16 protein-coding genes are annotated in these 25881 nt (G+C 69.2%); 8 read left to right on the top strand and 8 right to left on the bottom strand.

Translation table 11 applies throughout. From position 1 onward, the window contains the following. Positions 1-28: 28 nt before the first annotated feature. From OXF11_12860 to OXF11_12850, 3 genes are read right to left on the bottom strand one after another with little or no spacing between them, the layout of a single operon-like run. Positions 29-1243, bottom strand: coding sequence for a CoA transferase (locus OXF11_12860; GenBank protein MCY4487986.1), 1215 nt, complete (start codon positions 1241-1243; stop codon positions 29-31). Continuing rightward, positions 1243-2439, bottom strand: coding sequence for a CoA transferase (locus OXF11_12855; protein MCY4487985.1), 1197 nt, complete (start codon positions 2437-2439; stop codon positions 1243-1245). The genes OXF11_12860 and OXF11_12855 overlap by 1 nt, the downstream gene beginning before the upstream one ends. After that, positions 2436-3605: an acyl-CoA dehydrogenase family protein gene (locus OXF11_12850; protein MCY4487984.1), complete on the bottom strand. Its 1170-nt coding sequence runs from the start codon at positions 3603-3605 to the stop codon at positions 2436-2438. The genes OXF11_12855 and OXF11_12850 overlap by 4 nt, the downstream gene beginning before the upstream one ends. Before the next feature lie 147 nt (positions 3606-3752). Here OXF11_12850 and OXF11_12845 point away from each other — a divergent pair, with 147 nt between their 5' ends. The 8 genes from OXF11_12845 (at position 3753) to OXF11_12810 (ending at position 11689) form a co-directional block, all read left to right on the top strand. Continuing rightward, positions 3753-4070, top strand: coding sequence for a zinc ribbon domain-containing protein (locus OXF11_12845; GenBank protein MCY4487983.1), 318 nt, complete (start codon positions 3753-3755; stop codon positions 4068-4070). A 105-nt stretch (positions 4071-4175) separates the two neighbouring features. Continuing rightward, positions 4176-4979 (top strand): aldo/keto reductase, encoded by an 804-nt coding sequence (locus OXF11_12840; protein ID MCY4487982.1) that lies wholly within the window; start codon positions 4176-4178, stop codon positions 4977-4979. 52 nt (positions 4980-5031) lie between these two features. Next, entirely contained in the window at positions 5032-6378 is a 1347-nt protein-coding gene (locus tag OXF11_12835; GenBank protein MCY4487981.1) for an aminotransferase class I/II-fold pyridoxal phosphate-dependent enzyme, read from the top strand. After that, on the top strand, positions 6365-7096 hold the full coding sequence (locus OXF11_12830) for an SDR family NAD(P)-dependent oxidoreductase (GenBank protein ID MCY4487980.1): 732 nt from the start codon (positions 6365-6367) through the stop codon (positions 7094-7096). The genes OXF11_12835 and OXF11_12830 overlap by 14 nt, the downstream gene beginning before the upstream one ends. A gap of 138 nt (positions 7097-7234) precedes the next feature. Beyond that, positions 7235-8221 carry a DUF3179 domain-containing (seleno)protein gene (locus OXF11_12825; GenBank protein ID MCY4487979.1) on the top strand — a complete coding sequence of 329 codons (987 nt, stop codon included), beginning with the start codon at positions 7235-7237 and terminating at the stop codon, positions 8219-8221. A gap of 145 nt (positions 8222-8366) precedes the next feature. Continuing rightward, positions 8367-9482 (top strand): DUF4115 domain-containing protein, encoded by a 1116-nt coding sequence (locus tag OXF11_12820; GenBank protein ID MCY4487978.1) that lies wholly within the window; start codon positions 8367-8369, stop codon positions 9480-9482. Next, the gene (locus OXF11_12815) at positions 9479-10507 is read left to right on the top strand and encodes a beta-eliminating lyase-related protein (protein ID MCY4487977.1); all 1029 of its coding nucleotides are present in this window, start codon (positions 9479-9481) and stop codon (positions 10505-10507) included. Before OXF11_12820 ends, OXF11_12815 begins: the two co-directional genes overlap by 4 nt. Before the next feature lie 96 nt (positions 10508-10603). Further along, positions 10604-11689, top strand: a complete 1086-nt coding sequence (locus OXF11_12810; protein ID MCY4487976.1) for an FAD-dependent oxidoreductase — start codon at positions 10604-10606, stop codon at positions 11687-11689. 15 nt (positions 11690-11704) lie between these two features. Here the strand turns inward: OXF11_12810 and OXF11_12805 are convergent, their stop codons facing one another. From OXF11_12805 to OXF11_12785, 5 genes are all read right to left on the bottom strand, one after another. Further along, positions 11705-12301, bottom strand: coding sequence for an ATP-dependent Clp protease proteolytic subunit (locus OXF11_12805; protein MCY4487975.1), 597 nt, complete (start codon positions 12299-12301; stop codon positions 11705-11707). A 111-nt stretch (positions 12302-12412) separates the two neighbouring features. After that, on the bottom strand, positions 12413-13267 hold the full coding sequence (locus OXF11_12800; protein MCY4487974.1) for an alpha/beta hydrolase: 855 nt from the start codon (positions 13265-13267) through the stop codon (positions 12413-12415). A gap of 58 nt (positions 13268-13325) precedes the next feature. Continuing rightward, on the bottom strand, positions 13326-13550 hold the full coding sequence (locus OXF11_12795) for a phosphopantetheine-binding protein (GenBank protein ID MCY4487973.1): 225 nt from the start codon (positions 13548-13550) through the stop codon (positions 13326-13328). A 170-nt stretch (positions 13551-13720) separates the two neighbouring features. Continuing rightward, the gene (locus OXF11_12790) at positions 13721-24043 is read right to left on the bottom strand and encodes an SDR family NAD(P)-dependent oxidoreductase (protein MCY4487972.1); all 10323 of its coding nucleotides are present in this window, start codon (positions 24041-24043) and stop codon (positions 13721-13723) included. Then, on the bottom strand, positions 24040-25812 hold the full coding sequence (locus OXF11_12785) for a hypothetical protein (GenBank protein ID MCY4487971.1): 1773 nt from the start codon (positions 25810-25812) through the stop codon (positions 24040-24042). The genes OXF11_12790 and OXF11_12785 overlap by 4 nt, the downstream gene beginning before the upstream one ends. Between the last annotated feature and the right edge of the window lie 69 nt (positions 25813-25881).

Genomic DNA, 25881 nt, shown 5'->3' with positions numbered 1-25881 from the left:
TACTGTCGCAGAAGTCCACACGGCAATCCTACACCAGCACCCCTTCCCCTTTCCACTTGGCGATGGTCGCCTCGTCGTAGCCCAGCACGTCCCGCATGATCTGTCCGGTGTGCTCGCCGAGGTCCGGGGTGAGCGGGATTTCTCCTTCGGGCTGGTCCTTGAAGAGGAGGCCGCCGCGGGGGACCTCGAAGGGGCCGATGGGGGAGTCGTCGTACTTCTGGAAGTAGTCGCGGTGGCGGAGTTGGGGGTCCTGGCACAGGTCGGTGCCGTTCTGCACCACGCCGGCGGCGACGCCGGCCGCCTGGAGCCGGTGGGCGACGTCCTCGACGGTCTGGGTGGCGAGCCATTCGGACATGACCGCGTCCAGCTCCCCGGAGTTCCGGCGCCGCTCGACGCAGGTGGCGAAGCGAGGGTCGTCCGCAAGCGCCCCGTTGCCCATGACGCCGCACAGGCGCCGCCACTCGTCGTCGCTCGTCACCGACACCACGCACCAGCGCTCCTCGCCCTGGCAGCGGTAGCAACCGTGGGGCGCGGCGGTGAGGCTCTGGTTTCCCCGGGGCTGGGGGTCGACGCCGTTGATGGCGGATTCCAGGTAGCTGACGCCCAGCGTATAGGCGGTCACCTCTCCCTGGGACACGTCGATGATGGAGCCCTTGCCGGTGAGGCGCTGGCGCAGCAGCGCGGCCATCATGATGGTGGGGCCGGAGATGAAGCCCAGGTGGTCGGGGTAGACGCCCTGGCTGCCGATGGGGCGGTCCTGTCCGGGATGGTTCCACAGGTAGGTCATGCCGCTGAAGGCGTTCAGGTTGAAGCCCCAGGTACCGTACCAGTTCTTGGGGCCGGTCTCGCCCAGTCCCGGCAGCTTCAGGATGATGATGGACGGGTTCGCCTTCCTCAGCTCGTCGTCGCCGAGGCCGAGCCGGCCCAGCACCTGTGGGCGGAAGTTCACCAGCACGGCGTTGGACTTGGCCGCCAGCTCCTTGATGATGCGCTTGCCGTCGTCGTGCTTGATATTGACGGTCATGGACCGGATGGCCAGGTTGCACTCGATGAAGCGCGGCGCGGCGTTGACGTTGTTGCCTTGGCCGTAATGCCGGAAGGTGTCGAGGCCGCCCGGGTGGGACTCCACCTTGATGACCTCGGCGCCGTACTGCGCCAGCAGCCGGGCCGCGTAGGGACCGGCGTAGCCCGTGGTGAACGAGACGATCCGGACGCCTTCGAGAATCCTGTTCGGGATCGGCATCAAATGACTCCCTCCGCCGCCAGCACGCCGAGGTCGGCTTCGCTCAACCCGAGCTCACCGCCCAGGATCGCGCCGTTGTGCTGGCCCAGCATGGGCGCGGGCCGGGGGCCGCGGCGCTCGCCGTCCAGCAGAAAGGGCACGCCCGGCTGCGGGAAATCGCCCAGTACCGGGTGTGACACCGTGCCGAAGTAGCCGCGCTCGACGATGTGCGGGTCTTCCATGAAGTCCCGCGGCGAGTTCACCGGTAGCGCCGGCAGGCCGTGCTTCTGGAGCAGCACCGACAGCTCCTCCTTGCCGAACCGGGAGGTGAACGACGCCACCATGGGGTTGAGCCAGTCCGCGGCCGCCCGCCGCTTGCCGTTGTCCAGCAGCTCCGGGTCGTCCAGCTCCGCCGGGTGCCCCTCCCACATGTCCAGGAAGATGGGCCAGTGCCGCTGGGTGGCGAAGAACGAGATCCAGCCGTCCTTGCACGGGAACAGGTTGGCCGGGGCCACGTGCTGGTGCTGGCTGCCGGCGCGTTTCATGAGACGGCCCTCGGAGGACCAGGTGAAGGCCACGTGCTCGTGCAGCGCCATGCTGGCCTGCACCGAGGCGTCGATATGCGCGCCCAGCCCCTTGTCCTCGCGCTGCCACAACGCCAGCAGGGTGCCGAAGGCGGAGTAGAGACAGGTGTAGATGTGCGACTGGCCGCCCGGGGGCACACACGGGGTCATGCTCGGATCGCCGCTGATGAACAGCAGCCCGCCCATGGCGTTGGTCACCAGGTCGGGCGAGCGGTAGTCACGGTAGGGACCGTCCTGGCCGAAGCCCGAGATGGACACGAGCACGAGTTTGGGGCGGCGCGCCACCATCTCGCCGTAGCCGATTCCCAGATCGTCGAGGTAACCGGGGTCGTGGCTGTCGATGACCACGTCCGCCTTCTCCACGAGGTCGAGCAGGAGCTTGCGTCCCGTGTCGCGGGACAGGTCCAGGGTGATGCCGCGCTTGCCGGAGTTGAAGTAGGCGAAGCGCAGGCTGCCCTCGCGGTTGGCTTGGCCCTTGGCGAACGGCGGCTCGGTCCTGAGGCTGTCCCCCGACGGCGGCTCGACCTTGACCACGTCCATGCCGAGGTCCGCCAGCACCTTGCCGCAGAAGGCGCCCATGGCGGTGCCAAGGTCCAGGACCCGGAAGCCGGAAAGCAGGGCCTCTCCGCTCATTGGCCCTTGGCGCGGGCGCGCAGCAGGTTCTGGGCCATGCGCCAGCGCAACACCTCGGTGGCGCCCTCGGTGATGCGAATGCTGCGCAACTGCCGGTACCACCACTCCAGCGGCAGCTCCTTGGTGAGGCCGATGCCGCCGTGGACCTGGATGGAGCGGTCCACCACCCGGCTGGCCATCTCCGTGCATGTGCACTTGACCATGTACGCCAGGTTGCGCACGTCCTCGCCGCGGTCGTGGCGCCAGGCGCATTCGTAGACCAGGTTGCGCGCCATGTGCAGTTCCATCACCGAGTCGGCGACCATGAACTGGACGGCCTGCCGCTCCGACAGCGGCTGCCCGAAGGTGGTGCGGATCTGGCAGTAGTCCATCATCATGTCCAGCGCGCGCTCGGCGATACCGATGCAGCGCGCGCCGTGGCCCTTGACGCGCCCCTCCTGGAGCCAGCCCTGGGCCAGCCTGAAGCCCTGCCCCACCTCGCCCACGACGTTGCCCGCCGGTATCCGGGCGTTCTCGAAGAGGATCTGGAACGGCGCGTCGCCCATCATGGTGGGCCAGCGCCGCTCGATGGTCACGCCGGGGGTGTCCATGTCCACGAGGAAGGTGGAGATTCCGCCCCGGGCGCGCTTCTCGGGATCGGTGACAGCCATGACCTGGGCGAAGTCGGAAAAGCCCGCGTTGCTGATGAAGCGCTTGGTGCCGTTCAGCACCCAATGGTCGCCGTCCAGCACCGCCCGGGTCTTCATGCCCGCGGGGTCGCCGCCGGCGTCGGGTTCGGTCTGGGCGAAGCACGCGGTCTTCTCGCCGCGGAGCACGGGGTAGAGGTAGCGCTCCTTCTGCTCGTCGTTGAGCTCGAACAGGATGCCGCGCGCCTCCGGGCCGAAGATCGGGTTGTTGCGGAAGGGGATGGAAATGGTCCGGGATACCTCCTCCTGGATCACGCAGCGCGTCAGCAGGTCGAGCCCGGCGCCGCCGTACTCTTCAGGCACGTCGAGCATCCAGAACCCCAGGGCGCGGGCCTTTTCCTGGAGCGGCTTGTACAACTCCTCGGGCATCTCCTCGCCCTCGGGGCGAAACTCCCGCTCCAGCGGGATCAGCTCCCGGTCCACAAAATCGCGCATGGTCTTCTTGATGATCTTGATCTCTTCGGGAAGCTCGAAATCCATTCCTCGTCTCCTCCTTGCTTGCGTCGGCCCGGATGACAGATGGCTGGTAACATAAGCCCGCGTCCGTCTGGAGGTCAAGCTGCCCGCATTGACAACCGCCGGGGCAGTGTCTATGTTTCCTCCAACCCACCCGCGCGAGGCCAACTTATGCCCATTTACGAGTACAAGTGTTCGGAATGTGGTGTGTTTGAGGTGACTCAGCGGATCACGGAGGATCCGTTGGAGGAGTGTCCGACCTGTCAGGGCGAGGTCAAGAAGCTCATCTCGAACACGTCGTTTCAACTCAAAGGCTCCGGCTGGTACATCACCGACTACGGCCGCGGCAAGGGCGCCAACGGGGACAAGCGCGAAACCAACGAAAGCAAGGATTCCTCCGACTCCAAGTCCACGGAGAGCAAGTCGTCCGACAAGTCTTCGTCCGACAAGCCTTCGTCCGGCGACAGCGCCTCCAGCAGCGCGTCCTGATCCACACTCGTTCGTCAAGGACGTCCGGGGCACGGCCCGCGAGCCTTCGGACCCGACGTCCCGGAAGCCGCATCGAATCTCCGCGATCTCGATGGCAAGGACCCCATGATAACGAAACCACTGGGAGGCACCGAGGTCCAGGTACCGGAGATCGGCCTTGGCGTTTGGCAGTACCGGGGTGGCGTCGCGCCGTTGCGGCACGGCGTGGAGCTGGGGGCGAATCTCATCGACACGGCCGAGATGTACCGCACCGAGGACGTGGTGGGCGAGGCGGTGCGGGGCATGCGCGAGCGGGTGTTCATCGCCAGCAAGGTTTCCGGCGACCACCTGGGACACGACCAGGTGCTGCGCGCCGCGGACGCGAGCCTGCGGCGGCTGGACATCGACACCATCGACCTGTACCAGATCCACTGGCCGAGCCGCGGCACACCCATCGAAGAGACCATGGGCGCGATGGAGACCTTGGTGGATACCGGGCGGATACGGCACATCGGCGTCAGCAATTTCTCCACCGACGAGCTGGCCGAAGCCCGCGCGGCCATGAAGCACCACCCCATCGTGTCCAATCAGGTTCTCTACAATCTTCGCCGGCGCGAGATCGAGCGGACGCTGATACCCTATTGCCTGCGCCACGACGTCACGATCATCGCCTATACGCCGTTGGACAGCGGCAGGCTTGCGGGCAGGCCCGGGATGTTTGCCGCAAGGGAGGCCAAGGTCCTCCACGAGATCGCCGGCGAGTACGACAAGACATCCGCCCAGGTCGCGTTGAACTGGTGTACCGCCCACGAGGGCGTCATCGCCATCCCCAAGTCCGACAGCGTCGAGCGCACCGCCGAGAACTGCGGCGCGTCGGACTGGCGTCTTTCCGCGGAAGACATGGCCCGGCTGGACCGGGCCTTCGCCTGACCGCGAAGCAAGGAACTCAATGAACTTTCCCGCGCTTGACCGGACCGGAGCCATGGCTTTCTTCTCCGAGTTCGGAAAAATGATCTACAACCCGCAGGGCATTCTCTACTGGACCCGCAAGGCCCGCTCCAAGGCCCAGATCAACGCCACCATCGGCTCGGCCCGGGGCACCGAAGGAACGGTCTTCCCGGAGGGCGGCAAGCGCCAGATCACGCTGTGCACGCCGCTGATCCATTCGTTCTTCCGCGGGCTGGACACCGAGGAGATCTTCCCGTACACGCCGGAAACCGGCACGCCCGCGTTTCGCTCGGCGTGGAAACGATGGATCCTGGCGCGCGCCGGCGATGAAGCCGAGCGCCTCAAGCGACAGATGCTGACCCCGATCCTGACCCCCGGGATTACCGCCGCCATCAGCATCAGCGCGCGCATGTTCGTGGACCCTGGCCGCTCCGTCATCGTGGCCGACCGCCGCTGGGAGAACTACAACCATGTCCTCGAACGCAACCTCGGCCTCTCCGTAACCGACTTCCCGCTGCTCCGCGACGGCGACCTGAACGTCGGGGGGCTGCTCGATGCCGTCCGGCGCGTATGGCTCGAGCAGGACAACGCCGTGGTGCTGCTGAACTTTCCCAACAACCCCACGGGCTTCTGTCCGTCCGAGGGCGCGGGACGCAAGCTCGTGGCGGAACTGGACCGGCTCGCCGCGTCCTCGGACAAGCGCCTGGTGCTGCTGTTCGACGACGCCTACGAAAGCTACGTGTACGACCCGGCGGCGATGCAGTCGTCCCTCTTCTACCTGTGCCGGCCGCGCCCCAACCTGCTTCCGGTGAAGCTCGACGGCGTCACCAAGGAACTGCTGTGGTATGGCGCGCGCGCGGGCACCATCACCCTGGCCTGTCCGGACGAGTGGCTTGCCGCGGACGACGGCGCGGGTGTCGCCGAGGAGATCGACAACAAGTTCGGCGGCGTCATCCGGGGACTCGTCTCCAGCAGTGCCACGGTGACCCAATCCGTGGCCGCCAAGGCCATGGCGCAGATGGACCGGCTGCTGGAGCAGCGGAGCCGCGCCTTCGAGGTTCTGAAGAAGCGCTACGACACCCTGAAGCACGAGCTTGACACCATGGACACCGACCTCCTGACGGTGGAGCCGTTCCACGGAGGCTTCTTCTGCTTCCTGAGCCTGCGCCCGGAATCGGAACTGCGGGCCACCGACGTGGCCAACCACCTGCTCGACAAGTACGGAGTCGGCACCGTGCCCTTCGAAGGCGAGTCCATGAACGGGCTGCGCCTCGCCTACTGCAGCGTCGAAAGCGAGGATTTGCCGAAGCTGTGCGGGAGTCTGGCGCAAGCCGTCAACGAACTGGCGCGCGGGGACGAGGGAGCACATGGGCAGGCTTGAGGGCCGGGTGGCCATCGTCACCGGCGCCAGCCGCGGCATCGGCCGGGCGGTGGCCCTGGAGTTCGCGCGCGAGGGCGCGGTCCTGGCGGTCACCGGCGTGCGCGACCGGGAGGCACTCGACGGGGTGCGGGACGAGCTCACGGCCATGGGCGCGGAGAACATCGCGCGCATGGTGGACGTGAGCCGGCGTGCCGAAGTGGAGGCGCTGGTGGCGGAAACGGTCGAGCGCTGGGGCCGCGTCGACATCCTGGTGAACAACGCGGGCATCCTGCGGATGGCGCGTTTCGAGGACATCACCGAGGAACAATGGGACGAGACCATGAGTGTGCATCTCAAGGGCACCTTCAACGGCATGCAGGCCGTGCTCCCGGTCATGAAGCGCCAGCGCTCGGGCAAGATCATCAACCTGACCGGACCCGCCGCGCTACGGCCGTCGTCCGGAGTGTCCGACTACGCCAGCGCCAAGGGCGGCATCATCACCCTCTCCTTCAACGTCGCCAACGAGATGAAACCGCACAACATCCAGATCAACTGCATCTCGCCGGTGGCGGACACCCGCATGACCGACGCCATCGCCGAGTTCCGCGAGCAGGCTCAAGGCTCCGCGGCACGGCCGAGCCCGGTTCCCCCCGAAGCCGTGGCGCCGGCGTTCGTATTCTTCGCATGCGGCGACAGCGACTACATCACCGGTGAGGTCCTGGGTTTCGGCCGGAAATGACCCGCACCCGTGACGTGCGAAGCGGCGCGCCGTCCGCTATAGTTGAAGCAGAAGAACGGTCAAGCGGGCCGGCACCGGCGCGCGCGGGGCTTGGCGATACAAACCATGAACGCAGGACGAGGAAGACGAGGTGAAACCATGCTGCGAAGATCAGCGACGGCCTGGGCGGTCGCGGCCGTGTTGACCGCACTGGCGGCGACGGCGGCGGCCCAGCCCATCGGGTACCAGGCGGTGCCGCGGGACGCGTTTCCGGTCTTCGACGACCCGAAGATGCTGAGCGCCGCGGAAGCCGAAAAACAGGAAGTCATCTTCGATCGGGACGTGATCATCGGCGTGGCCCACAACGGCGAGGCCAAGGCCTATCCCATCACCATCATGGGGGTCCACGAACTGGGCAACGACACCATTGGAGGGGTGCCCATCGCGGTCTCCTGGTGACCGCTGTGCCAAACGTCTATCGTGTATAGACGCAAACTCGACGACAAGGTGCTGAGCTTCGGGCACGCGGGCATACTCTTCGAGAACTCGTTCATCATGTACGACCGCGAAACCGAGTCGCTGTGGGTTCACGTCACCGGCGAGGCCGCACACGGCCCGCTCAAGGGCAAGAGGCTCGATTTCATGCCGTCCACGGTGACGACCTGGGCCAACTGGAAGAAGAACTATCCCTTTACCCAGGTGCTGCCGGGATACCGCCGCGGCGGGTTCATGGGCACCTACGTCGGTCCCTTCCAAAGCGACATCCTGGGACTCGCGGTGCTGGTGAAACTAAAGGCCAAGCTCTACCCCTACGGGGTCTTGGAGCGGCAAAACCTGGTCAACGACGAGTTCAACGGCGCCAAGGTGATCGTTTACTACTCACCGGACGACGCCACGGGCACCGCGTGGCGCCGGGAACTGGACGGGCGCGTCCTCACCTTCGAGCAGTCGGAACGCAAGGACTCCCAGGGCAACGCGCTGCTGCGCGACAAGGAGACCGGGAGCCTGTGGTCGTGGCTGCGCGGCGAGGCCGTTGAGGGAGAGCTCAAGGGGCGGAAACTCCGCCAACTCCTGTACAACCCGATCCTGAACGACCGATTCGTCGCCTTCTACCCTGGTGCGCCGATCTTCGACACCGCGAACTAGCGGCTCGACCGGGCCGGGAGGAGCGTTCCCTAGCCTGGACCGCGATTTCGTTATATAAACTTCGGTACAGGAAAGGCCCCGTGCGCGTCGCGTAGCCACGAACCCAGCGGCACGGGCGCGCCCGACAACCGATATCCCGAGATTCGTGAGCGCCACTGCCGACTATATCCGAGAAGCACGAGAGCAAAAGGGTCTGACCTTGGGCCAGGCGGCGGAATCGACGCGCATTCCGCAGTACTACCTGGAGATCCTGGAAGGCGGCGGAAATGATCGCCTGGTGTCGGACCGGCTCTACATGGTCCACTTCCTGCGCACCTACGCCGCGTACCTCGAGATCGAGGTGGAGACGCTGGCGGCCCAGTTCGTGCGCGAGAACCGCGCCGCGGACGCCTTGCCCACGCCTCCCGCGAAGGAGCCCCGTTCCAGGAAGGCGGCCACGGTCGCCTTCCTGTTCGTCCTGCTGATGATCGCCGCCGGCGTGTACGTCTACGATCCCACGCTGGAGAAACTGCTCCATCTTGTACGCACGTTTACGGAACGCCCGACCGTCGAGGCACCGCCCGACAACGCGCGGGAAGTCGCCGTGACGCCGTCCTTGCCGGCCTCGGCCGTCCCTCAAACGCCTCTCCCGAGCACCGAGCCGAACTCGGTGCTCCAACCGGAAGCCGACGAGACCGCGCCTGTTGGCGCCGAGCAGGTGCGAAGCCTGGCCGGCGCGGTCTCGGAGCCCGCGGCCGTGCCCGAGCCGTCTACCGAACCCGTGGAAACAGTGTCGAACGACTCCGCGGCACCATCCGACTCCGAGCCGGCTCAAACCGACGTTCCGCGGGAGGTAGCCTCGGCGCCGGCGGTGGAGCAGACGCCGGCCAGCCAGAGGGCAACAGAAGAGACCGCGGCGGCCTCGGAGACAGCGGAAGGCACCGAGCCGCCGGCCCAGCAAACGCAACCGGACATCGCGACCGCGAGTACCGAGCCGGTGCAAGCCGATGGCGCCGCGGCCGCGTCCACACACACCCTCACCATCGCGGCCGACGCCCGTTCCTGGCTGCGGGTCTGGGTGGACGACAGACCGTCGCGCGACTTCATGCTGGATCCCGGTCAGAGCGCCACGCTGTCCGCCGACACCGGGTTCACCATCACCTTCGGGAACGCTGGCGGCGTGCGCCTGACCCTCAACGAGGAAGAACTTCCGGCCGTCGGCACGTCCGGGCAGGTGGTCCGGAACTACAAGCTGCCGCGCCCCGAGCAGGCAACCCCATGATCGACCTCCGCTCCGACACGGTTACGACGCCCACACCCGACATGCTCAAGGCCATGACCGCGGCCGAGGTGGGGGACGACGTCTACAGCGAGGATCCCAGCATCAACCGGCTGGAGGAAGAGGTGGCGGGCATCCTGGGCAAGGAGGCCGCGGTGTTCACGCCGTCCGGCTCCATGGCCAACCAGATCGCCATCCGGCTCCACACGCACCCGGGCGACTCGGTGCTGTGCGAGGAAGGGTCGCACACCTTCGCCTACGAGGCCGGTGCCGGGGCGGCGCTCTCCGGCGTTCAGTTCGACATCATCCCGTTTCAGGAAAAGCTGTCCGACGCGGCCATCACGAGCCGCTTCCGCGCCGACGGACTGCACGAGTCCCCCTCCGCCCTGATCCTGGTGGAGAACACGCATAACCGCGGCCGCGGCCGCGCCCTGGGCTGCCGGGAGGCACAGCGGATCGTGACGACGGCGCGCGGATTGGGCCTCAAGACCCACTGCGACGGCGCCCGGCTGTGGAACGCGGCCGCCGCCACGGGCGATTCCGAGCGCGATCTGGCGGCGGGTTTCGACACGGTGGCGGTATGCTTCTCCAAGGGCCTGGGCGCGCCCGTGGGCTCCGCCCTGGCCGGCGGCCGCGACGCCATCGCGCACGCGCGCAAGATCCGCAAGCGCCTGGGCGGCGGCATGCGCCAGGCAGGGTTCCTGGCCGCGGCCGCGCTGTACGGAGTTCGGCAGCATCGGCGGCGTCTGCCGGAAGACCACCGCCACGCCGCCGCCCTCGCACACGGCCTGGAAGAATTCATGCACAATGGCAGGCCGCTTGAGGTGGAGATCGCCGACCCAGCCACCAACATGGTCTATTGGCGCGCGCCCGACGGACCGGCCATGGTGGAAGCGTTGCGTGGCAAGGGCGTACTCATGAACCACGTGGGCAACGGCTGGCTGCGCGCGGTGACGCACCTCCAGATCTCGGCCGCCGACATCCACAACGCGATCGAGCGGATCCGCGAGGTGTTGCGCGAGGCCTGAGACGCCGCGCGCCGCCGGTCCGATGACGCAGCGCGGCGTGCCGCGCCGCCGAACCACCGCTTCCCTGACCCAATGCGACCCGAAGACGCAAGATACGTGATCATCGGCGCCGGATTCGCCGGAGCGGCCACGGCCTGCCACCTGGCTTACCGCGGCGCCCGGCGGATGGTGATCCTGGAGCAGGAAGCCGTGGCCGGTTTCCACTCGTCCGGCCGCAACGCGGGCTTCATTCGGCAGGTGCTCTCCGAGCCCTCCGTCGGCAACATGGCGGCGAAATCCGCCGAGTTCATCCGCACCCCCCCGCCCGGCTGGCCCGTGCCGGTCTCGTACGACACCATCGGATGCCTGATCCTCGGGCGCGGGGCACAATGGGAGGCTTTGTGCGGGGACGCGGAGCTGGCGCGCGGGCGCGGCCTCGACGTCGAGTTGTGGTCACCCGAGAAGACGCTGGCGGCCATGCCGCTGATCGAAGGGGGCGCCCTGGACGGCGCCGTGTGGTGCGCCTCGGACGGCGTCATCGACATCAACGCCCTGCTCTCCGGGTATCTCCGGGTGGCCCAGAGAGGCGGCGCGGCGATCCGTTACGGCGAAACCGTGCGCGAGATACGCATGCACGACGGGCGCGTACAAGGCGTCGCCACGGATCAGGGTTTCCTGGAAGCCGACGTGGTGGTGAACGCGGCCGGACCCTGGGCCGGACCCGTGGGCGTGATGGCCGGAGCGGCGCCCATCGCGTTCCATCCGCGGCGCCGGCACCTGTTCGTGACCCCGCCGCTCGACTGGGTCAAGCCCGAGTGGCCCTTTTGCCTCAACGTCTCGGACGAGATCTACTTCCAGCCCAACTCCGGCGGCCTCATGCTGTGCCCATGTGACGAGGAGGACATGCCGCCGTGCGACCCGCCCACCGACATCCGCGCCATGGAGCTGCTGGCGGAGAGGCTGGCGACCGTCTATCCCAAGTTCCCCGACATCGCCATCGCGCGCTACTGGGCGGGCCTCCGGACGTTCAGCGACGACAACCGCTTCGTCATCGGATGGGATCCTCAAGTAGACGGTTTCTTCTGGGTGGCGGGACTCGCCGGCCACGGCGTCACCACCAGCGCGGCGGTGGGCTCCCTGGCCGCCAACCTCCTCTTCGGCGCCGACCCGGACCCCGACTTCTCCCCCGCCCGTTTCGGCTGAGACAGGGAACCCGGTTTACGCCGACCGTTTGACGAGTACCTCGTCGATGATGTGGTACTCCAGGGCCATGGGCGCGGTCATGTAGCGGTCGCGCTGGGTGTCACTCTCGATGGTCTCCAGGTCCTGGCCGGTGTGTTTGACCAGTATCTGGTTCACTTCCTCGCGTACCCGCAGCATCTCCCTGGCGTGGATGTCGATGTCCGCGGCCGATCCCCGATAACCCCCCAGCGGCTGGTGGATCATGATGCGCGCGTGGGGCAAGGCAAAACGCTTTCCCGAAGCGCCGCCGGCCAACAGCAGCGCGCCCATGCTGGCGGCTTCGCCGACGCACACCGTAGCCACGTCCGCCTGGATGTACTGCATGGTATCGTAGATGGCGAGCCCCGCGGTGATCAGCCCGCCGGGCGAGTTGACGTACAGGTAGATGTCCTGAGTGGGATCGTCGGACTCGAGGTAAAGGAGCTGGGCCGCGATGGTGTTGGCCACCGGATCGTCGATCTCCCCCACGAGAAAGACGATGCGGTCCTTTAGCATGCGGGAGTAGAGGTCGTAGGCGCGCTCGCCGCGGCCGGTATCCTCCAGGACGGTGGGTATTTCGAATTGGTTTCGCATGGCCAAGAACGCTCAAGGCGGCATGCCGGTGAGCCTCCCCTCGCGGCTGCCGCCACCGACGAGAGCATGGCACGATGAACCCGCGCCTTTGTGGAATATGCAGCCTGGCGTCTACGAACTCAAGAGGTCGTGCCGGTCCAGGAACTCAAGCATGATGCTGACGCAATTCTCCGGTTCTTCGAGTTGGAGAAAGTGTGTCGTCTCGGGCACGAAGTCGTAGTCGACGGTCAGCATGTGACTGAGGTCCAGCGTCGGCAAGTAGGAGAACGGCAACGTGGGATCGGCACCGATGACCTTGGTCGGGGAGCGGAGCTTGTCCAGCTCCACCATCACCGCGAACGGCGCGGCGTATTGGATAATCTGCGCTTCGTAGTCACGCGGACAGCGGAGCTCGTAGCCATCTCCGTCGGCCGACTCGCGGAGGGTCGTCCTCGCCATGAGATCGCACACGCCGGGAACGGCGCGTTGGAATGTCGGCAAATAGGGAAGGAGCTCGGCGAACTGTTGCTCGCTCTCGAACCGGGGTGTGCGGTGGCGTACCATGCCTGCCACGCGGTCGGCGGCGGCATCGAATTCCTCGTAGTTCAGTCCGCGCTTGCACACGGGCGGATCGAACAGGACACGCGCCGCGAACTCGCTGCCCAGATTGGCCGACAAGAGCGTGGTCAGGGCCGCTACGGAATGGAAGACGCCGATCTTGGGCTTGTCGCCGAAATGGTCATCGATGGCCTGGAGAAGCAGGTCGTGGTCGCGGGCGAATCTTGCGACATTGTGACTTTCCGACCTGCTGACCCGGTTCCAGCCGTGGTTTCTCAGGTCGTAGACGACCAGATCGAAATCACCCGCCAGCAGCGACCAGAACGGATAGTAGAGATCGATGGCGAGTCCGTTACCGTGGCTCAGGACCAGCCGTGGGCCTGCCGGATTACCGTGACGCCGCAGGACGATGACCGTGTCATCGTCCACGCGGACGTCAAGGGTGGAAAGCGGCTCCGGCACATTCCACACGGTCTCTGGGGACGTTTCACCCAGTGTGGGAATCCACGTAGTTGATCAAGTCACGCAAGGTAGCGAACTTCGCGGCGTCCGCGGGGGGAATCGAGACGTTGAACGACTCGCCGACCGCCTTGATGAACGCGACGGCATCCAACGACGACACGCCCGAATCAGCGGCGCTGACGTCGGGATTCGCGGGCCGGCCCAGGTTTTCTTCGAACATTTGCTTGATGCGATCTTCGCTCGCTGCCATGAGTGTTCCTCCTTTTCAACAATCCACCCGCCTGCCGAACGGGCCAAGTATGTGCACCCTTCGTTCCACGATGGGCGCTTCGTACCACAGGACGCCGTCGACAAGCAACGCTCAAGGGATGTGAAACCCCTCTCCCTCCGTCCACGGATGCGCTCCCAAAACCGGCCAGTTCACTCTTCCGGCCGGTTCAATGCTTCGATCCAGTGGCGCCGGCGCTCGAACGGGTATACCGGAAGCGCGATCCGGTGCCGCGTCTCCCCGGTGAAGAGACCGGCAAAGGCCAACTCGATCCCTGCCGCGTAGGCGTCCGCCACCGCCTCGGCGAACCCGCCGGCGGCGGCTTCCGCCCGCGCATCAGCGGACGGCCGCCGGAGGCTCGACAGCGCCACCAGCGCAGGGCCATGAGCGGCCGAGGCCGCGAGCGACCACTCCCGCACGACCGCCGGACCCAGTTCCACGTCCGGGCCTATCTCCACGACGACGTTCACCTCCAGCGCCGTCAGCGTCGGGACGGCCTCGCCCAATGCCGCCGGCGCGCGCGCCTGCCGGGACCAGTAGCTTCCATCGGACAGGTCGGCCGCCTCCAGCGCGCGCCCGGTGACGCCGCTCACCAGCACCCGTGACGGCGGCGCCACGGCGATATCGGCGAGGGCCGCCTCCAGAGCGGCCGGAGCGGCCTCCGACGCCCCGTGTTCCGTCAGGAACACGCCTCGGGCCGCGGCCAGCCGCAGCCCCTCCTCCAGACCGAACACGCCGGCCGCCTGCGCGGCCGCAAGCTCTCCCACATCCTGCCCCAGCGCCACGGCTGGACGAATACCCACGCTCGCCCAAAGCGCCGTCAACGCACACTCCAGCGCATATAACGCCGGCTGCGCCCAGACCGGATCGTCCAGGTCCCCGGCCGCACCCGAGCGGCCGAACATCACTTCCAGCAGGGAGCCGCCGCGCTCTTGCCCGAGCGTCGCGTCGCAACGGTCCAGCACCGCGCGGACCACGGGCTCGACGTCGTAGAGGGTGCGGCCCATGCCTACCCACTGACTGCCGTTGCCGGCGTAGACGAAGGCCGCCTTCGCCACCGGACGCCGCTGAGCGTCCGCATCCGCTACCCCCTTCAACTCCCGCCGCAACGACTCGACGTCGTGGAACACGAGCCCCGCCCGGTGATCGAAGTGGCTCCTTCCCACTCCCGCCGTCCACGCCATGTCCGCGAGGACCCGCGCCGTGGCGCCATCGTCCGAGGAAAACTCCCCTGCGCGATCGTCGAGCCACGACAGGTAACGTCGCGCCAGTTCGCGCAGCGCACCGGGCGATTTGCCGGAGAGCGGCAGGACCCGCACGCTCCGGGGTTCCAGCTCGCCTGCCGCGGACGACAGGTCCCCCAGCGGCTCCGGCAACGCGACCACGAGTCCGGCGCCCGTGGGCGCTTCGGGTCCGCCGCCCGGTGCCGCGGCGTCATCGGGCGCAGGATAACCCTCCACCACCACGTGGGCGTTGGTGCCCGAGAGCGCGAAAGCGCTGACGCCGGCTCGCGGCGGGTGGTCCGGGCGAAGCGGCCATTCCGTTGCCTCGGAGACCACGCGCACCGGGAGATCGTCCCAGTCCAGGTGCGGGTTCGGCTCATGGAAGTGCAGATGCCTGGGTATGACGCCGTGGTGCATGGCCAGCACCGTCTTGATCAGGCTCGCGACACCCGCCGCGCATTCCAGGTGGCCGATGTTCGTCTTCACCGATCCCATCAGCAGGGGCCGCGCCTCCTCGCGTCCCCTGCCGTAGGCCGACGCCGCGGCGTTCACCTCGATGGGATCGCCGAGGTCCGACCCCGCGCCGTGTGCCTCCAGGTAGTCCCCCTCCGCGGGCGCGATCCCCGCCCGCGACAGGGCATCCTCGATCACCCGCTCCTGCGCCGGCCCGTTGGGGACCGTAAGCCCGGCGGCGGCGCCGTTCTGGTTCACCGCCGATCCCCGGACCACGCCCCAGATCCGGTCCCCGTCCGCCTGCGCCTCCCTCAGCCGCTTCAGCACCACCATGCCGCAACCCTCGCCCCGGACGAAACCGTCGGCTCCGGCGTCGAAGGTGCGGCAGCGGCCGCTCGCGGACAGCATGCCGGCCTCCCGCATGAACATCGTGACCGTGGGCGACAGCATGGCGTTGACCCCGCCGACAAGGGCCAGGTCCACCTCCCCCTGGCGCAGCGCGGAAACCGCCTGGTGCACCGCCGCCAGCGACGACGCGCACGCCACGTCCACCGGCACCGCGGGGCCGTTGAGACCCAGGACGAACGCCACCCGCCCGGTGGCCACGCTTGTGGTCGTGCCCAGGTATCCGTGAGAGCGGCCCATGGCCAACGCGAGGTCCCGGTAGTCGCCGTTGCTGACCCCGGCGTACACGCCGGTGCGGCTGCCCCGGAGCGTTTCCGGGTCGATGCCCGCGTCTTCCAGCGCGTGCCAGCTCGTCTCCAGCAGCAGCCGCTGCCGCGGGTCCATCATCCGCGCCTCGATGGGAGTGATGCGAAAGAACGCCGCGTCGAACTTGTCGATGTCCTCGATGAAACCACCCACCCGGGACCATTCGTCCGGGCTCGCCGGGTCTCCGACGACGCCGTCCCAGGAGCCCGGGTCCGGGCGTCCGTCGGTCACCGCGTCCGTGCCCGCCTCGAGCTGGCGCCAGAACGCGGCGAGATCCGGAGCGCCGGGGAAACGGCACGCCATGCCCACGATGGCGATGCCGTCGTCGTCCAACCGTTCCCTCGGAGGGGGCTCTGGAGCAGACACAACTTCGGTGGCCCCTGCGCCCGCCTCGCCCAGTTCCCCGGCCAGGTGGTGCGCGAGCGCGGCGATGTCCGGGTAGTCGAATACCACGGTGTTGGGAGCCACGTACTCCCCGGCGAACGCGCGGTTCAACCGGTTCCGAAGCTCCACCGCCATGAGCGAGTCGATGCCGAGATCGAAGAACGCCACCGTGGGGGCGGGCGCCGACGGCAGCCGCAGCACCGCCTGCACTTCCTGTTGCAGGAACGACACGAGCAGTGCTTCCCGCCCCGCGGCCGGGGTCGCCCGCAGCATCGACGGCAGATCGTCCGCAAGGGCCGCGACGTCACCGGCGCCGTCGGAGTCCGTGGACAGAAGCTCCTCCAGGAACGCCGGGGTTTCCTGGACCGCCTCGCCATACGACGCCCAGTCCACGGCCGCCACCATGGCGGAGGCCGGATCCTGCCGGACCATCCGGTCGAATGCCCGAAGACCTTGCTGCGGGCTCATCCAGCCGGTACCCGACGCTTCCAATTGCCGGGCGATGCGCTCCCGCTGTTCCTCGGCTTCGCCGAGCCCGGCCCACGCGCCCCAGGCGATGGTCTGCCCCGGAAGGCCCCGCGCCCGGCGGTGGGCGGCGAGCTGGTCGAGAAACGCGTTGGCCGCGGCATGGTTGGCCTGGCCGGGATTGCCCAGCACGCCGGCCACGCTTGAGAACAGCACGAACATGTCCAGATCGCGGTCCGCCGTGGCCCGGTGCAGGTGCCAGGCGCCCAGCACCTTGGGCCACAGCACCGCCTCGAACCGCTCCCAGTTCTGGTTGCCGAGGGCGGCGTCCGACAGCACCCCGACGCTGTGGATCACGCCTCCGAGGGGCGGCAGGTCCTGTTCGATCCGCTCCAGCATGGCGTCCACAGCCGCGCCGTCGGTCACGTCCGCCAGTTCCACCCGCACCGCCGCGCCGCGCGCCCGGAGGGCGGCGATGGTCTCCGCCACGGCCGGGTCGGGATCCCGGCGCCCGTTCAGCACGATGGCCCCCGCGCCCCGGTCCGCGAGCCACTCGGCCAGCACGCAGCCGATGCCGCCCAGACCGCCGGTCACGAGGTAGGTGCGGTCCTGCCGCAGGCCGCCGTTCGCCAGGGGCGGCGCCGCCAGCACGATCTTGCCCACGTGCCGGGCGGCACGCATGAAGCGCATGGCCTCCCCGGTCTCCGCCAATGGCCAGCGGCTGTGGATCAACGGCCGCACCTCGCCGGCCGCCAGTTGTTCCATCACCTTGTTGAGGGCCGTGCCCGCCCGTGCCGGGTCATCCGACTTGAGAACGTCCAGCTCCAGGATGAAATAGGCCACGTCCGGACGCACCGCGGCCATCTCCTCTTCGGAGAGGATGTCACGCCGGGCCAGCTCCACGAACCGGCCGCCGCGGGCCAGACAGGACAGGCTCGCGTCGATGAAGCCCTCGCCGGTAAGGCTGTTCACCACCACGCCCACGCCCGCGCCGCCGGTAGCGTCCAGGACCTCCTTGCCGAACGCCGTGCTGCGGCTGTCGAACACGTGGGTGACGCCGAGGGACCGTAGATAGGCCTGTTTGGGCGCGCTGGCGGTGGTGAAGCCCTCCGCCCCGGCCGCCTGTGCCAACTGGATGGCCGCGAGGCCCACGCCGCCGGCGCCGGCGTGGATCAGCACCCGGTCACCCGCCTTCAACTCGGCCAACTCGTAGGAGAGAGCGGCCGACACGAACGCGGTGGGGAGCGTCGCCAGCGCCGTCAGCGGCATGCCCTCCGGCGCGAGCGCCACCATCTCCTCCCGGGTGACCACTTCCGGCGTGAAGGTGCCGAACCCCAATCCCACCACCCGGTCTCCGGGCTCGACGGCGGTTACCTCGGAGCCCGTTTCCAGAACGTGGCCGCACATCTCGCCGCCCAGCAACCCTTCCTGGATGAAGCCGAGGGAACGGAACACGTCCCAGAAGTTGAGGCCGGCGGCCTCCACCGCGACGCGGACTTCCCTGGGCTCCAGGGCGCGCGCCGGCACCGGCTCCACGTCCAGCCCCTCCAGGACGCCGCCCGGGTCCGGCGAGACTACCCAGCCCGGCTCGTCCGGCAAGGCCAGCCGCTCCATGCCCGCGCCGGCCCGCACCAGCCGGGCCGCCCGGCGGGAGCCCCTGCGGTAGGCGACGTGGGTCTCGGCGTCCGGGTAGAGGAGCTCCTCGGCAAGCGCCTCCGGCGGCGCCGCGGCCTCCGGGTCCAGGTCGATCATCCGCGGCTGAAGGTGGGGCGCTTCCCTGGCCACCACCTTGCCCATGCCCCAGAGCAGCGCGCCCGCCAGCTCTCCGCGGCTCTCCCGCTCCAGCACCTGGGCGCCGCGGGTCAACAGCCACAGGCCCTTGCCCGGCACCGCGTCCGAGTCCACCACCCCTTGCAGCAGCGCCAGCGCCCCGGCCGCGGCCTGCTTCGCGTCCTCGGCCATCTCGTCCGTGGTGGCCTCCGGCCCGTGACCGTCCAGGCCCGCCGAGTGCACGACGCCGCTCAGCGGCACCTCGTTCGGGAGGCCGCGCAAGAGCGCTTCCCACGACTCGCGGCGCAACGGTTCAACCGCCCTCTCCACGACTCCGGCGCCGTCCTCCGGCGACCGCCCGTCGCTCCCCTCCTTCGCCCCCGCCAGCACCACCATCTGGTTCCGCGCCGCCAGCGCCGCCGCCAACTCGGCCGCCGCCCCGCCGCGGTCCGCGGCCAGTACCCACAGCCCGCGCTCCTCGGCCACCTCCACCGGCCCCTGAGCCAGGACCACGCCCCGGTCCGGCGGTCCGGCCGCGTCCGACTCGTCCACGCCCAGCACGTCGGCCGCGGCGAAGCCCACGTCGCCCAGAGCCTGCCGCCACACCGGCGGACCGGCCAGGGCGTGGTGCGGCCGGTAATGGTCGGCGAACCGCCACCAGCCGTCCAGTTGTCCGAAGGTCAGATCCAGCCAACCCTGGCCGCGCTGGTTCTCGAGAGCGAGGAGTTGGCCCGACGGCGCAAGAAGGTCCCGGCAGTGGGCCAGCGTCTCCTGAAGATAGCGCGTCGCGTGCAGCACGTTGGAGGCGATGAGCAGGTCGTACCCGTGGAGGTCGAATCCCTGGGGCAGCGGCTCCTTCTCGATGTCCAGCACGCGGTACTGGATGGCGCCGCCGGCGTCGCCGAAACGCGCCTCCGCCTCCGCGAAGAAGCCCGCCGAGATGTCCGTGTACGTGTAGTCGAACCGCCCGGCCGGAAGCTCCGGCAACACCGACGCGGTGGCCGAGCCCGTGCCCGCCCCCACCTCGATGACCCGCAGCCGCCGTCCCTCCGGCAAACCGGCCACGAGCACGCGCACCGCATCGGCCAGCATCCGGTTGGCCGCGCGCGCCGCCGGCGCCTTGAGGTACAGGTCCGCCGCCGTGGGCTCGCCGCTGCTGAACAGCAGCGTCAGGGGGTCCGCGTGGCCGCGCAACACCTCTGCGAGGGCGCCCGCCGAGCGCCGGAACAGGCCGATCTCGGTGGTACCGTGTGAGTATAGTCCCAGCATCCGGACCGCGAACGCATCCGGGTCGTCGTGCATCTCCTCGGGCAGCGCGTCCCCGGAACCCACCCGCACCGTGAAGCGCCCGTCCGTCTCCTCGACGACGCCCGCCCGGGCCAGCATCTCCAGCAGCCGCCGGAACAGACGTTGGTGCTCCGGCTGGACTTCCAGCCGTTGCCGCAATTCCTCCGAGTCTACCGCAGCGCCCACCTTGCGTTCCCAGCCCAGCTTGTCCAGGGTCGCGAGGGCATAGGAACGCGACAACCGCTCCAAATCATCCAGCAGGGCCGCCCGGTCCGCGGCCTCCACGCCCTCGTCCGCCATGTACTCCGAGAACAACTTGCCCCGGGCGGCGGCGGGACTCGGGAAGAAGTCCGCCGCCGGCATGCCCGGCGCCAACGGCCGGTCGCGCCACACAATCTCGTACAGCAGCTCTTCGAGGCCTTCCACGGCGGCGAGCAACGCGGCCCGCGTTGCCCGTTTCACCGTATACCCCGTGAACTCGCCCACCAGGACGCCGTCGGGCTCGTAGACCCGCAGCTCGCCGCTCAGCACCTCCCGCGGCTCACCGCTCTCCGAGTCCGGATTCGCGCCCGAAGGCGCCTCGCGCATGCGCACGTGGCACACCAGCCGCTCGGGCAGCCGGCCCTTCAACCACAGCCGGTCCCAGCCGAACGGCAGGTAGGTGATGCCGCCTTCGCCCCCGGCGGGACCGCGGGCCGCGGCCATGACCTGGAAGCAGCCGTCGAGCAGCAGCGGATGCACGTCCAGACCGCTCCCTTCCAGGGCCTTCGGAAGCGCCACCTCGCCCACGGCCTCGCCGGTCCGGGACCACACGGCCTTGAGCGTCTGGAACGCGGGACCAAGGCCGATCCCCACCTCGGCCTTGGCGCGGTAGAACGCCGGCACGTCCTCCGGCGACAGCCCCGCCTTGAGGCTGTCCAGGTCCACCCGCGCCTCGGCGTTGGGACCGCCGGCGCCCGGCGCCACCCGTGCCTCCGCGTGCAGCGTCCATCGCTCCCCGTCGTCGGGGCGGCTCAGGATTCTGACGCGGCGCGACGGCGTGTCGCCGGCGGCGTCGAGCAGCACCTGCATCTTCCGGCCAGCTTCGTCGCCTTCGCCGCTATCGCGCTCGGAGAAGATCAGCGGATTGTGGAGTTGCATGTCCTCCAACACCCCGCCACCGGCCCCCTCCGCGGCCGATGCCGCGGCCGCCATGGCGCCGTAGAGCGCACCCGGCGCCACCAGCCGCCCGAACACCCGGTGATCGTCGAGCCACGAGGGATCGGAGGGAAACACCTCGGTCTCGTAGGTCACCTCGCCGCTGGCGGACTCGTGCCGGTTGCCGAGCAAAGGATGGCCGGCGCCTTGGCGCCGGCGGCGCGGCGCCCGGAACCAATGGCGCTCGCGCACGAAGGGATAGTTCGGCAAGGCGATCCGGCGCCGTTCCTCGCCGCCGAAAAGCCCGGCAAACGACACCGGGAGCCCCGCCTCGTAGGCCTCGGCCGCGGCGGCCACGAAGGAGTCCCGGGCCTCGTCCGCCGGCGTGTCGCGCGGCGGACGCCTGAGGCTCGACAGCACCGGAACGGGGGCCGCCGGCCAGGCCATGGACACGATGGGCCCCAACACCGCGTGAGGTCCGATCTCCACCACGGCATCCACCCCCAGCTCCGCCAGCGTCTCCACCGCGCTCCGGAACGCCACCCGTTCCCGCGCCTGGCGGCGCCAGTAGCCACCGTCCAGCACCTTCCCCGGCTCCGTCACCCGGCCGGTCACCGTGCTGACGAAAACCACCGAAGGCGCGGCGACGGCCACGCCCGAAAGCGCCGCTTCCACGCCGTCGAGGGCGGGCTCCACCACGGCGCTGTGGTAGGCCGGGCTCTTCCTCAGCCGCCGAACCTGCACGTCCTCGCTCTCGAAGCGCGCCAGCACCGCCTCCACGTCCGCCGCGTATCCGCTGATCACCTGGCTGGCGCCGTTGTCCGCGGCGATGCTCACGCCGGGGCCGCCGGCGGCGGCGTTCAACTGCTCCACCGCTTCCGCCACCCGCTCCTCGGTGGCGAAGATCGCCGCCATCGCCGCCTCGCCGGGCAGCGCTCCCATCAGCGCGCCGCGGGCGGCGGCGAAGCGCAACCCCTCCTCGAGGCCGAACCCCCCCGCCGCCTGCGCCGCCGCGATCTCGCCGAGGCTATGCCCCACCACCACGTCGGGCCGGATTCCGAGGCTCGACCACAGCGCGGTCAGCGCGCACTCCAGGGCATAGATGGCGGGCTGCGTCCACGCCGGGTCGTCCAGGTCTCCGGTCCGGCCGAACATCACGTCCAGCAGCGAGACGCCGCGCTCCTCCCGCAGCACCGCGTCGCAACGGTCCAGCACCGCACGGGCCACCGGCTCGGTCTCGTAGAGGTCCTTCCCCATGCCCACCCACTGGCTGGCCTGGCCGGTGTAGGCGAACGCCACTCGGGCGGGCGCGTCCGCGACCGGCGCCGTGGTTCCGCCGGCGCCGGCCAGCTCCCGCAGCCCCTCGCGCAGGTTCGCGGCATCCCGGAATGGCAACGCCTTGCGATGACCGAAATGGCTCCGGCCCACGCTCGCCGTCCACGCCATGTCCGAAAGCAGGGAGTCTCGTGCCCCTCTCCCGGACGAAGGCTCGCCGGCGTGCTTGTCGAGCCAGTCCAGATACCGCCCGGCCAGCCCCCGCAGCGCATCCTCGGTCTTGCCCGAGAGCGGCAGGAGGCGGGTCCGGCGCGCCTCGAGGCCCGCCGGCGCGGCGGGTTCCTCGGCTTGCCGCACGGCGATGGCCCGAGACGGCCCCGCGGGCCAGCGCATCGGCCCGGTCGCGGCCGGAGCGTCGTACCCCTGCACCACCACGTGCGCGTTGGTGCCCGACCAACCGAAACCGCTGATCCCGGCCAGGGGCGGGAGTCCGGGGCGGCGGGGCCAGTCCGTCGGTTCGGCGGTCACGCGCAGGGGCAACCGGCTCCATTCCATCTCCGGATTCGGCTCGCGGAAGTTCAGATGCCTCGGTATCGTCCCGCGCTGCATCGACAGCACGACCTTGATAAGCGCCGCCACGCCGGCGGCGGACTCCAGGTGGCCGACGTTGGTCTTCACCGAACCGATCAGCAGCGGACGGTCCGGATCGCGGCCCTCGCCGTAGGCGGCCCCGGTGGCGCCCGCCTCGATGGGATCTCCCACCGGCGTGCCCGTGCCGTGCGCCTCGACGTAGTCCACGTCCGACGGCAGCACGCCGGCCCGGGCGAGGGCGTCGGCGATGACCCGCTCCTGTGCCGGTCCGCTGGGCACCGTCAGGCCCGGGCTGGCGCCATCCTGGTTCACCGCCACGGCGCGGATCACCCCCCAGATGCGGTCGCCGTCCGCCTCCGCGTCGGCGAGCCGCTTGAGCACCACGATGCCGCAACCCTCGCCGCGCACGTAGCCGTTGGCGGCGGCATCGAAAGTCTTGCAGCGTCCGTCCGGGGCAAGCATGCCGGCGTTGCCGCGCAGCTCGAACAGCCGCCCGGAAAGGATCGCGTGCACGCCGCCGGCGAGCGCCAGGTCCGCCTCGCCCCGCTGCAGACCCGACACCGCCTGGTGCATCGCCACCAGCGACGAGGAACAGGCGGTGTCCACCGCCATGGCCGGCCCCTCCAGCCCGAGGGCGAAGGCGACCCGGCCGATGGCCGTGTTGAAGGAGGTACCGGTGACCGTGTAGAGGCTGGTGGCCGGCTCGGCGGTCTCGCTGGCCCCGAGGATGAGCCCACGGTACTCGTTGTTGCTGATGCCCGCGTACACGCCCGTACGGGTGCCCTTGAGCCGCTCCGGGTCCACCCCCGCGTCTTCCAGCGCCTGCCAGCTCGTCTCCAGCATCATGCGCTGCTGCGGGTCCAGCAGGGCCGCCTCCACCGGCGAGATGCGAAAGAAGGCCGCGTCGAACCGGTCGATGTCGGTGACGAAGGCGCCGAACCGGCACGCTTCGCTCTGCACCGCGGCGTCCGGGAACAGCTCGCCGATGCGCCCGACACCCGACCCCGGGACCCCCTGGGTGATGGCGTGCTCGCCCGCTTCCAGCAGGCGCCAGAAGGAGGCGATGTCCGGCGCGCCCGGAAACCGGCACGCCATGCCGACGATGGCGATGGGCTCTCCGGCCGGAACGGGCGCGCGGGCGCCCCGCTTTGGGGAAGGATCGAAAGACTCTCGGCTCATTTATCTTCTCCGGGTGGCGCTTCCACGCGCACTGTGAGGATATCCGTATCGTGATATTGCTGATGGCGAACCGACGCCGACAGGTGGCGCAACAACCACAGCGACATCTCCGACTCGCCGGGCACATCGCCGGCCTGCTCGGCCAGGAGCGCCATCCTGTCCTGCAGGTTTTCCGCTCCGGGCGCGGCGACGAACTCCAGGATCGCCCCGCCGTCCTGCTTGTACGCCACCAGACGCAGGCGCTGGCGGCCATCCTCGCCGCCGCCTGCATCGCGTCGTTGCAAGAGCGTCAGCAACGACTCCTCGGCGGCGGCGGCGAGGCGGTCCCCCACGGCGGCGTTCCAACCGCTCGCGGAAGTGAAATCGGAGAGAAACTCCCGGATCTTCGGGATCCCGGCGACGTCCAGCTCGCACTCGATCCGCCGCCGGCGCGGTTCCGTCAAATCCAGGAACGCACTCAGGAGTATGGCCGTCAAACCGCCCGCCGTCATCCCGTTGTGGAAGAGACCGCCCGCGAACCCGGCAACATATTCCGGGAACACCACGCCCTGCTGGAACCCCACCCCAACCCAGAAGGCGACGCCGACCACCAATCCCTTGCGGTAATCGATGCCATCCTGGAGGACCATCTTCATACCGATCACGAAGAGCATGGCGACGATCACGCTCAGGTAGGCGCCGACCACCGGAGCCGGGATCGCCACCACCAGGGCGAGAGCCTTGGGAAGAAATGCGAGCGCCATCAGGATGACACCCGCGGCCACCCCGAGGCCGCGGGCGGCGACGCCGGTGAGCTCGGCCACGGACACGGCGGTGGTATAGGCGGTGTTCGGCACCGTGCCGGCGATGCCGGACACCAGGTTGCCGATGCCGTCCACGGCGGCGGCGCCCTGGACCGCGCGGAAATCCACCGCCCGGGGCCGGCGCCACGACGTGCGCTGGGCGGCGATGGAGCTGCTGATGGTGCGGATGGAGCCGATGAGCGCCACCAGCAGGAACGCCGGAAGCAGCACCCAGAACGCCGGCCCGAAGTCGAAGGCGAGTCCCGGCCATTGGCCGTTGGGCAGACCGATCCACGACGACGCCGCGACACCGCTCATGTCGTAGATGCCGAAGGGCGCCGCGACCACGGCGCCACAGGCAACGCCGAGGACCGGCGCCCACAGCCGCAGCGCCCCGGTGGCCTTCAGCGAGGCGCCGAGGATCACCAGGATCGTGACGACGGCACTCACCGGCGCGGCGGCCGCCGGGCTGCCGTCGGGCACGTCCGAGAGCATCTTGAAGACGACCGGCATCACCGTCACGGGTATCAGCATGATGACCGTCCCCGAGACGGCCGGCGTCATGATCCGCCGGAACAGCGACAGCCGCGCGGACAGCAGGAGCTGGAAGAGCGCGGCGACCACGACGAGCGTGGCGAGCAGTGCCGGACCGCCTTCGGCCGCCGCGGTGATGCACACCGCGATGAAGGCCCCGGAACTGCCCATCATGAGCGCCTGACCCATGCCGACACGGCCGAACCGGGCGGTCTGCAACACCGTGGCCGCCCCGCAGATGAAGGTGGCGGCGAACACGGCCCATGCCAGGTGAGCCTCCGCGGCGCCGGCGGCGCGCATCACCACCGTGGGGATCAGGATGGTGACGGTGGCGCTGATGACCGCGAGTTGCAGGCCGAGGCCCAGGGAGAGCACGACCGGAGGCTTCTCATGGGGCTCGTAGCGGATGCCGGTGGTTGTCAAGCAGTTGTCCTCGATTGTGGGTCGATTCATCAAAATATCCCGGCAGGCTCACCGATTCAAACCGGCGCCTGTCACAACGGCGGTTTGTCCGATACAGTG

This window comes from Deltaproteobacteria bacterium, from assembly GCA_026712905.1.
Classification (GTDB): Bacteria; Desulfobacterota; Binatia; order UBA9968; family JAJDTQ01; genus JAJDTQ01.
This window is presented reverse-complemented; position numbering and strand designations above follow the sequence as displayed.

Coding starts and splice junctions, on each gene's coding strand:
- OXF11_12790 (MCY4487972.1), bottom strand. CDS start 24,043: ATGAGCCGAGAGTCTTTCGATCCTTCCCCAAAGCGGGGCGCCCGCGCG.
- OXF11_12815 (MCY4487977.1), top strand. CDS start 9,479: ATGATCGACCTCCGCTCCGACACGGTTACGACGCCCACACCCGACATG.
- OXF11_12840 (MCY4487982.1), top strand. CDS start 4,176: ATGATAACGAAACCACTGGGAGGCACCGAGGTCCAGGTACCGGAGATC.
- OXF11_12855 (MCY4487985.1), bottom strand. CDS start 2,439: ATGAGCGGAGAGGCCCTGCTTTCCGGCTTCCGGGTCCTGGACCTTGGC.
- OXF11_12860 (MCY4487986.1), bottom strand. CDS start 1,243: ATGCCGATCCCGAACAGGATTCTCGAAGGCGTCCGGATCGTCTCGTTC.
- OXF11_12795 (MCY4487973.1), bottom strand. CDS start 13,550: ATGGCAGCGAGCGAAGATCGCATCAAGCAAATGTTCGAAGAAAACCTG.
- OXF11_12845 (MCY4487983.1), top strand. CDS start 3,753: ATGCCCATTTACGAGTACAAGTGTTCGGAATGTGGTGTGTTTGAGGTG.
- OXF11_12785 (MCY4487971.1), bottom strand. CDS start 25,812: ATGAATCGACCCACAATCGAGGACAACTGCTTGACAACCACCGGCATC.
- OXF11_12830 (MCY4487980.1), top strand. CDS start 6,365: ATGGGCAGGCTTGAGGGCCGGGTGGCCATCGTCACCGGCGCCAGCCGC.
- OXF11_12805 (MCY4487975.1), bottom strand. CDS start 12,301: ATGCGAAACCAATTCGAAATACCCACCGTCCTGGAGGATACCGGCCGC.
- OXF11_12835 (MCY4487981.1), top strand. CDS start 5,032: ATGGCTTTCTTCTCCGAGTTCGGAAAAATGATCTACAACCCGCAGGGC.
- OXF11_12850 (MCY4487984.1), bottom strand. CDS start 3,605: ATGGATTTCGAGCTTCCCGAAGAGATCAAGATCATCAAGAAGACCATG.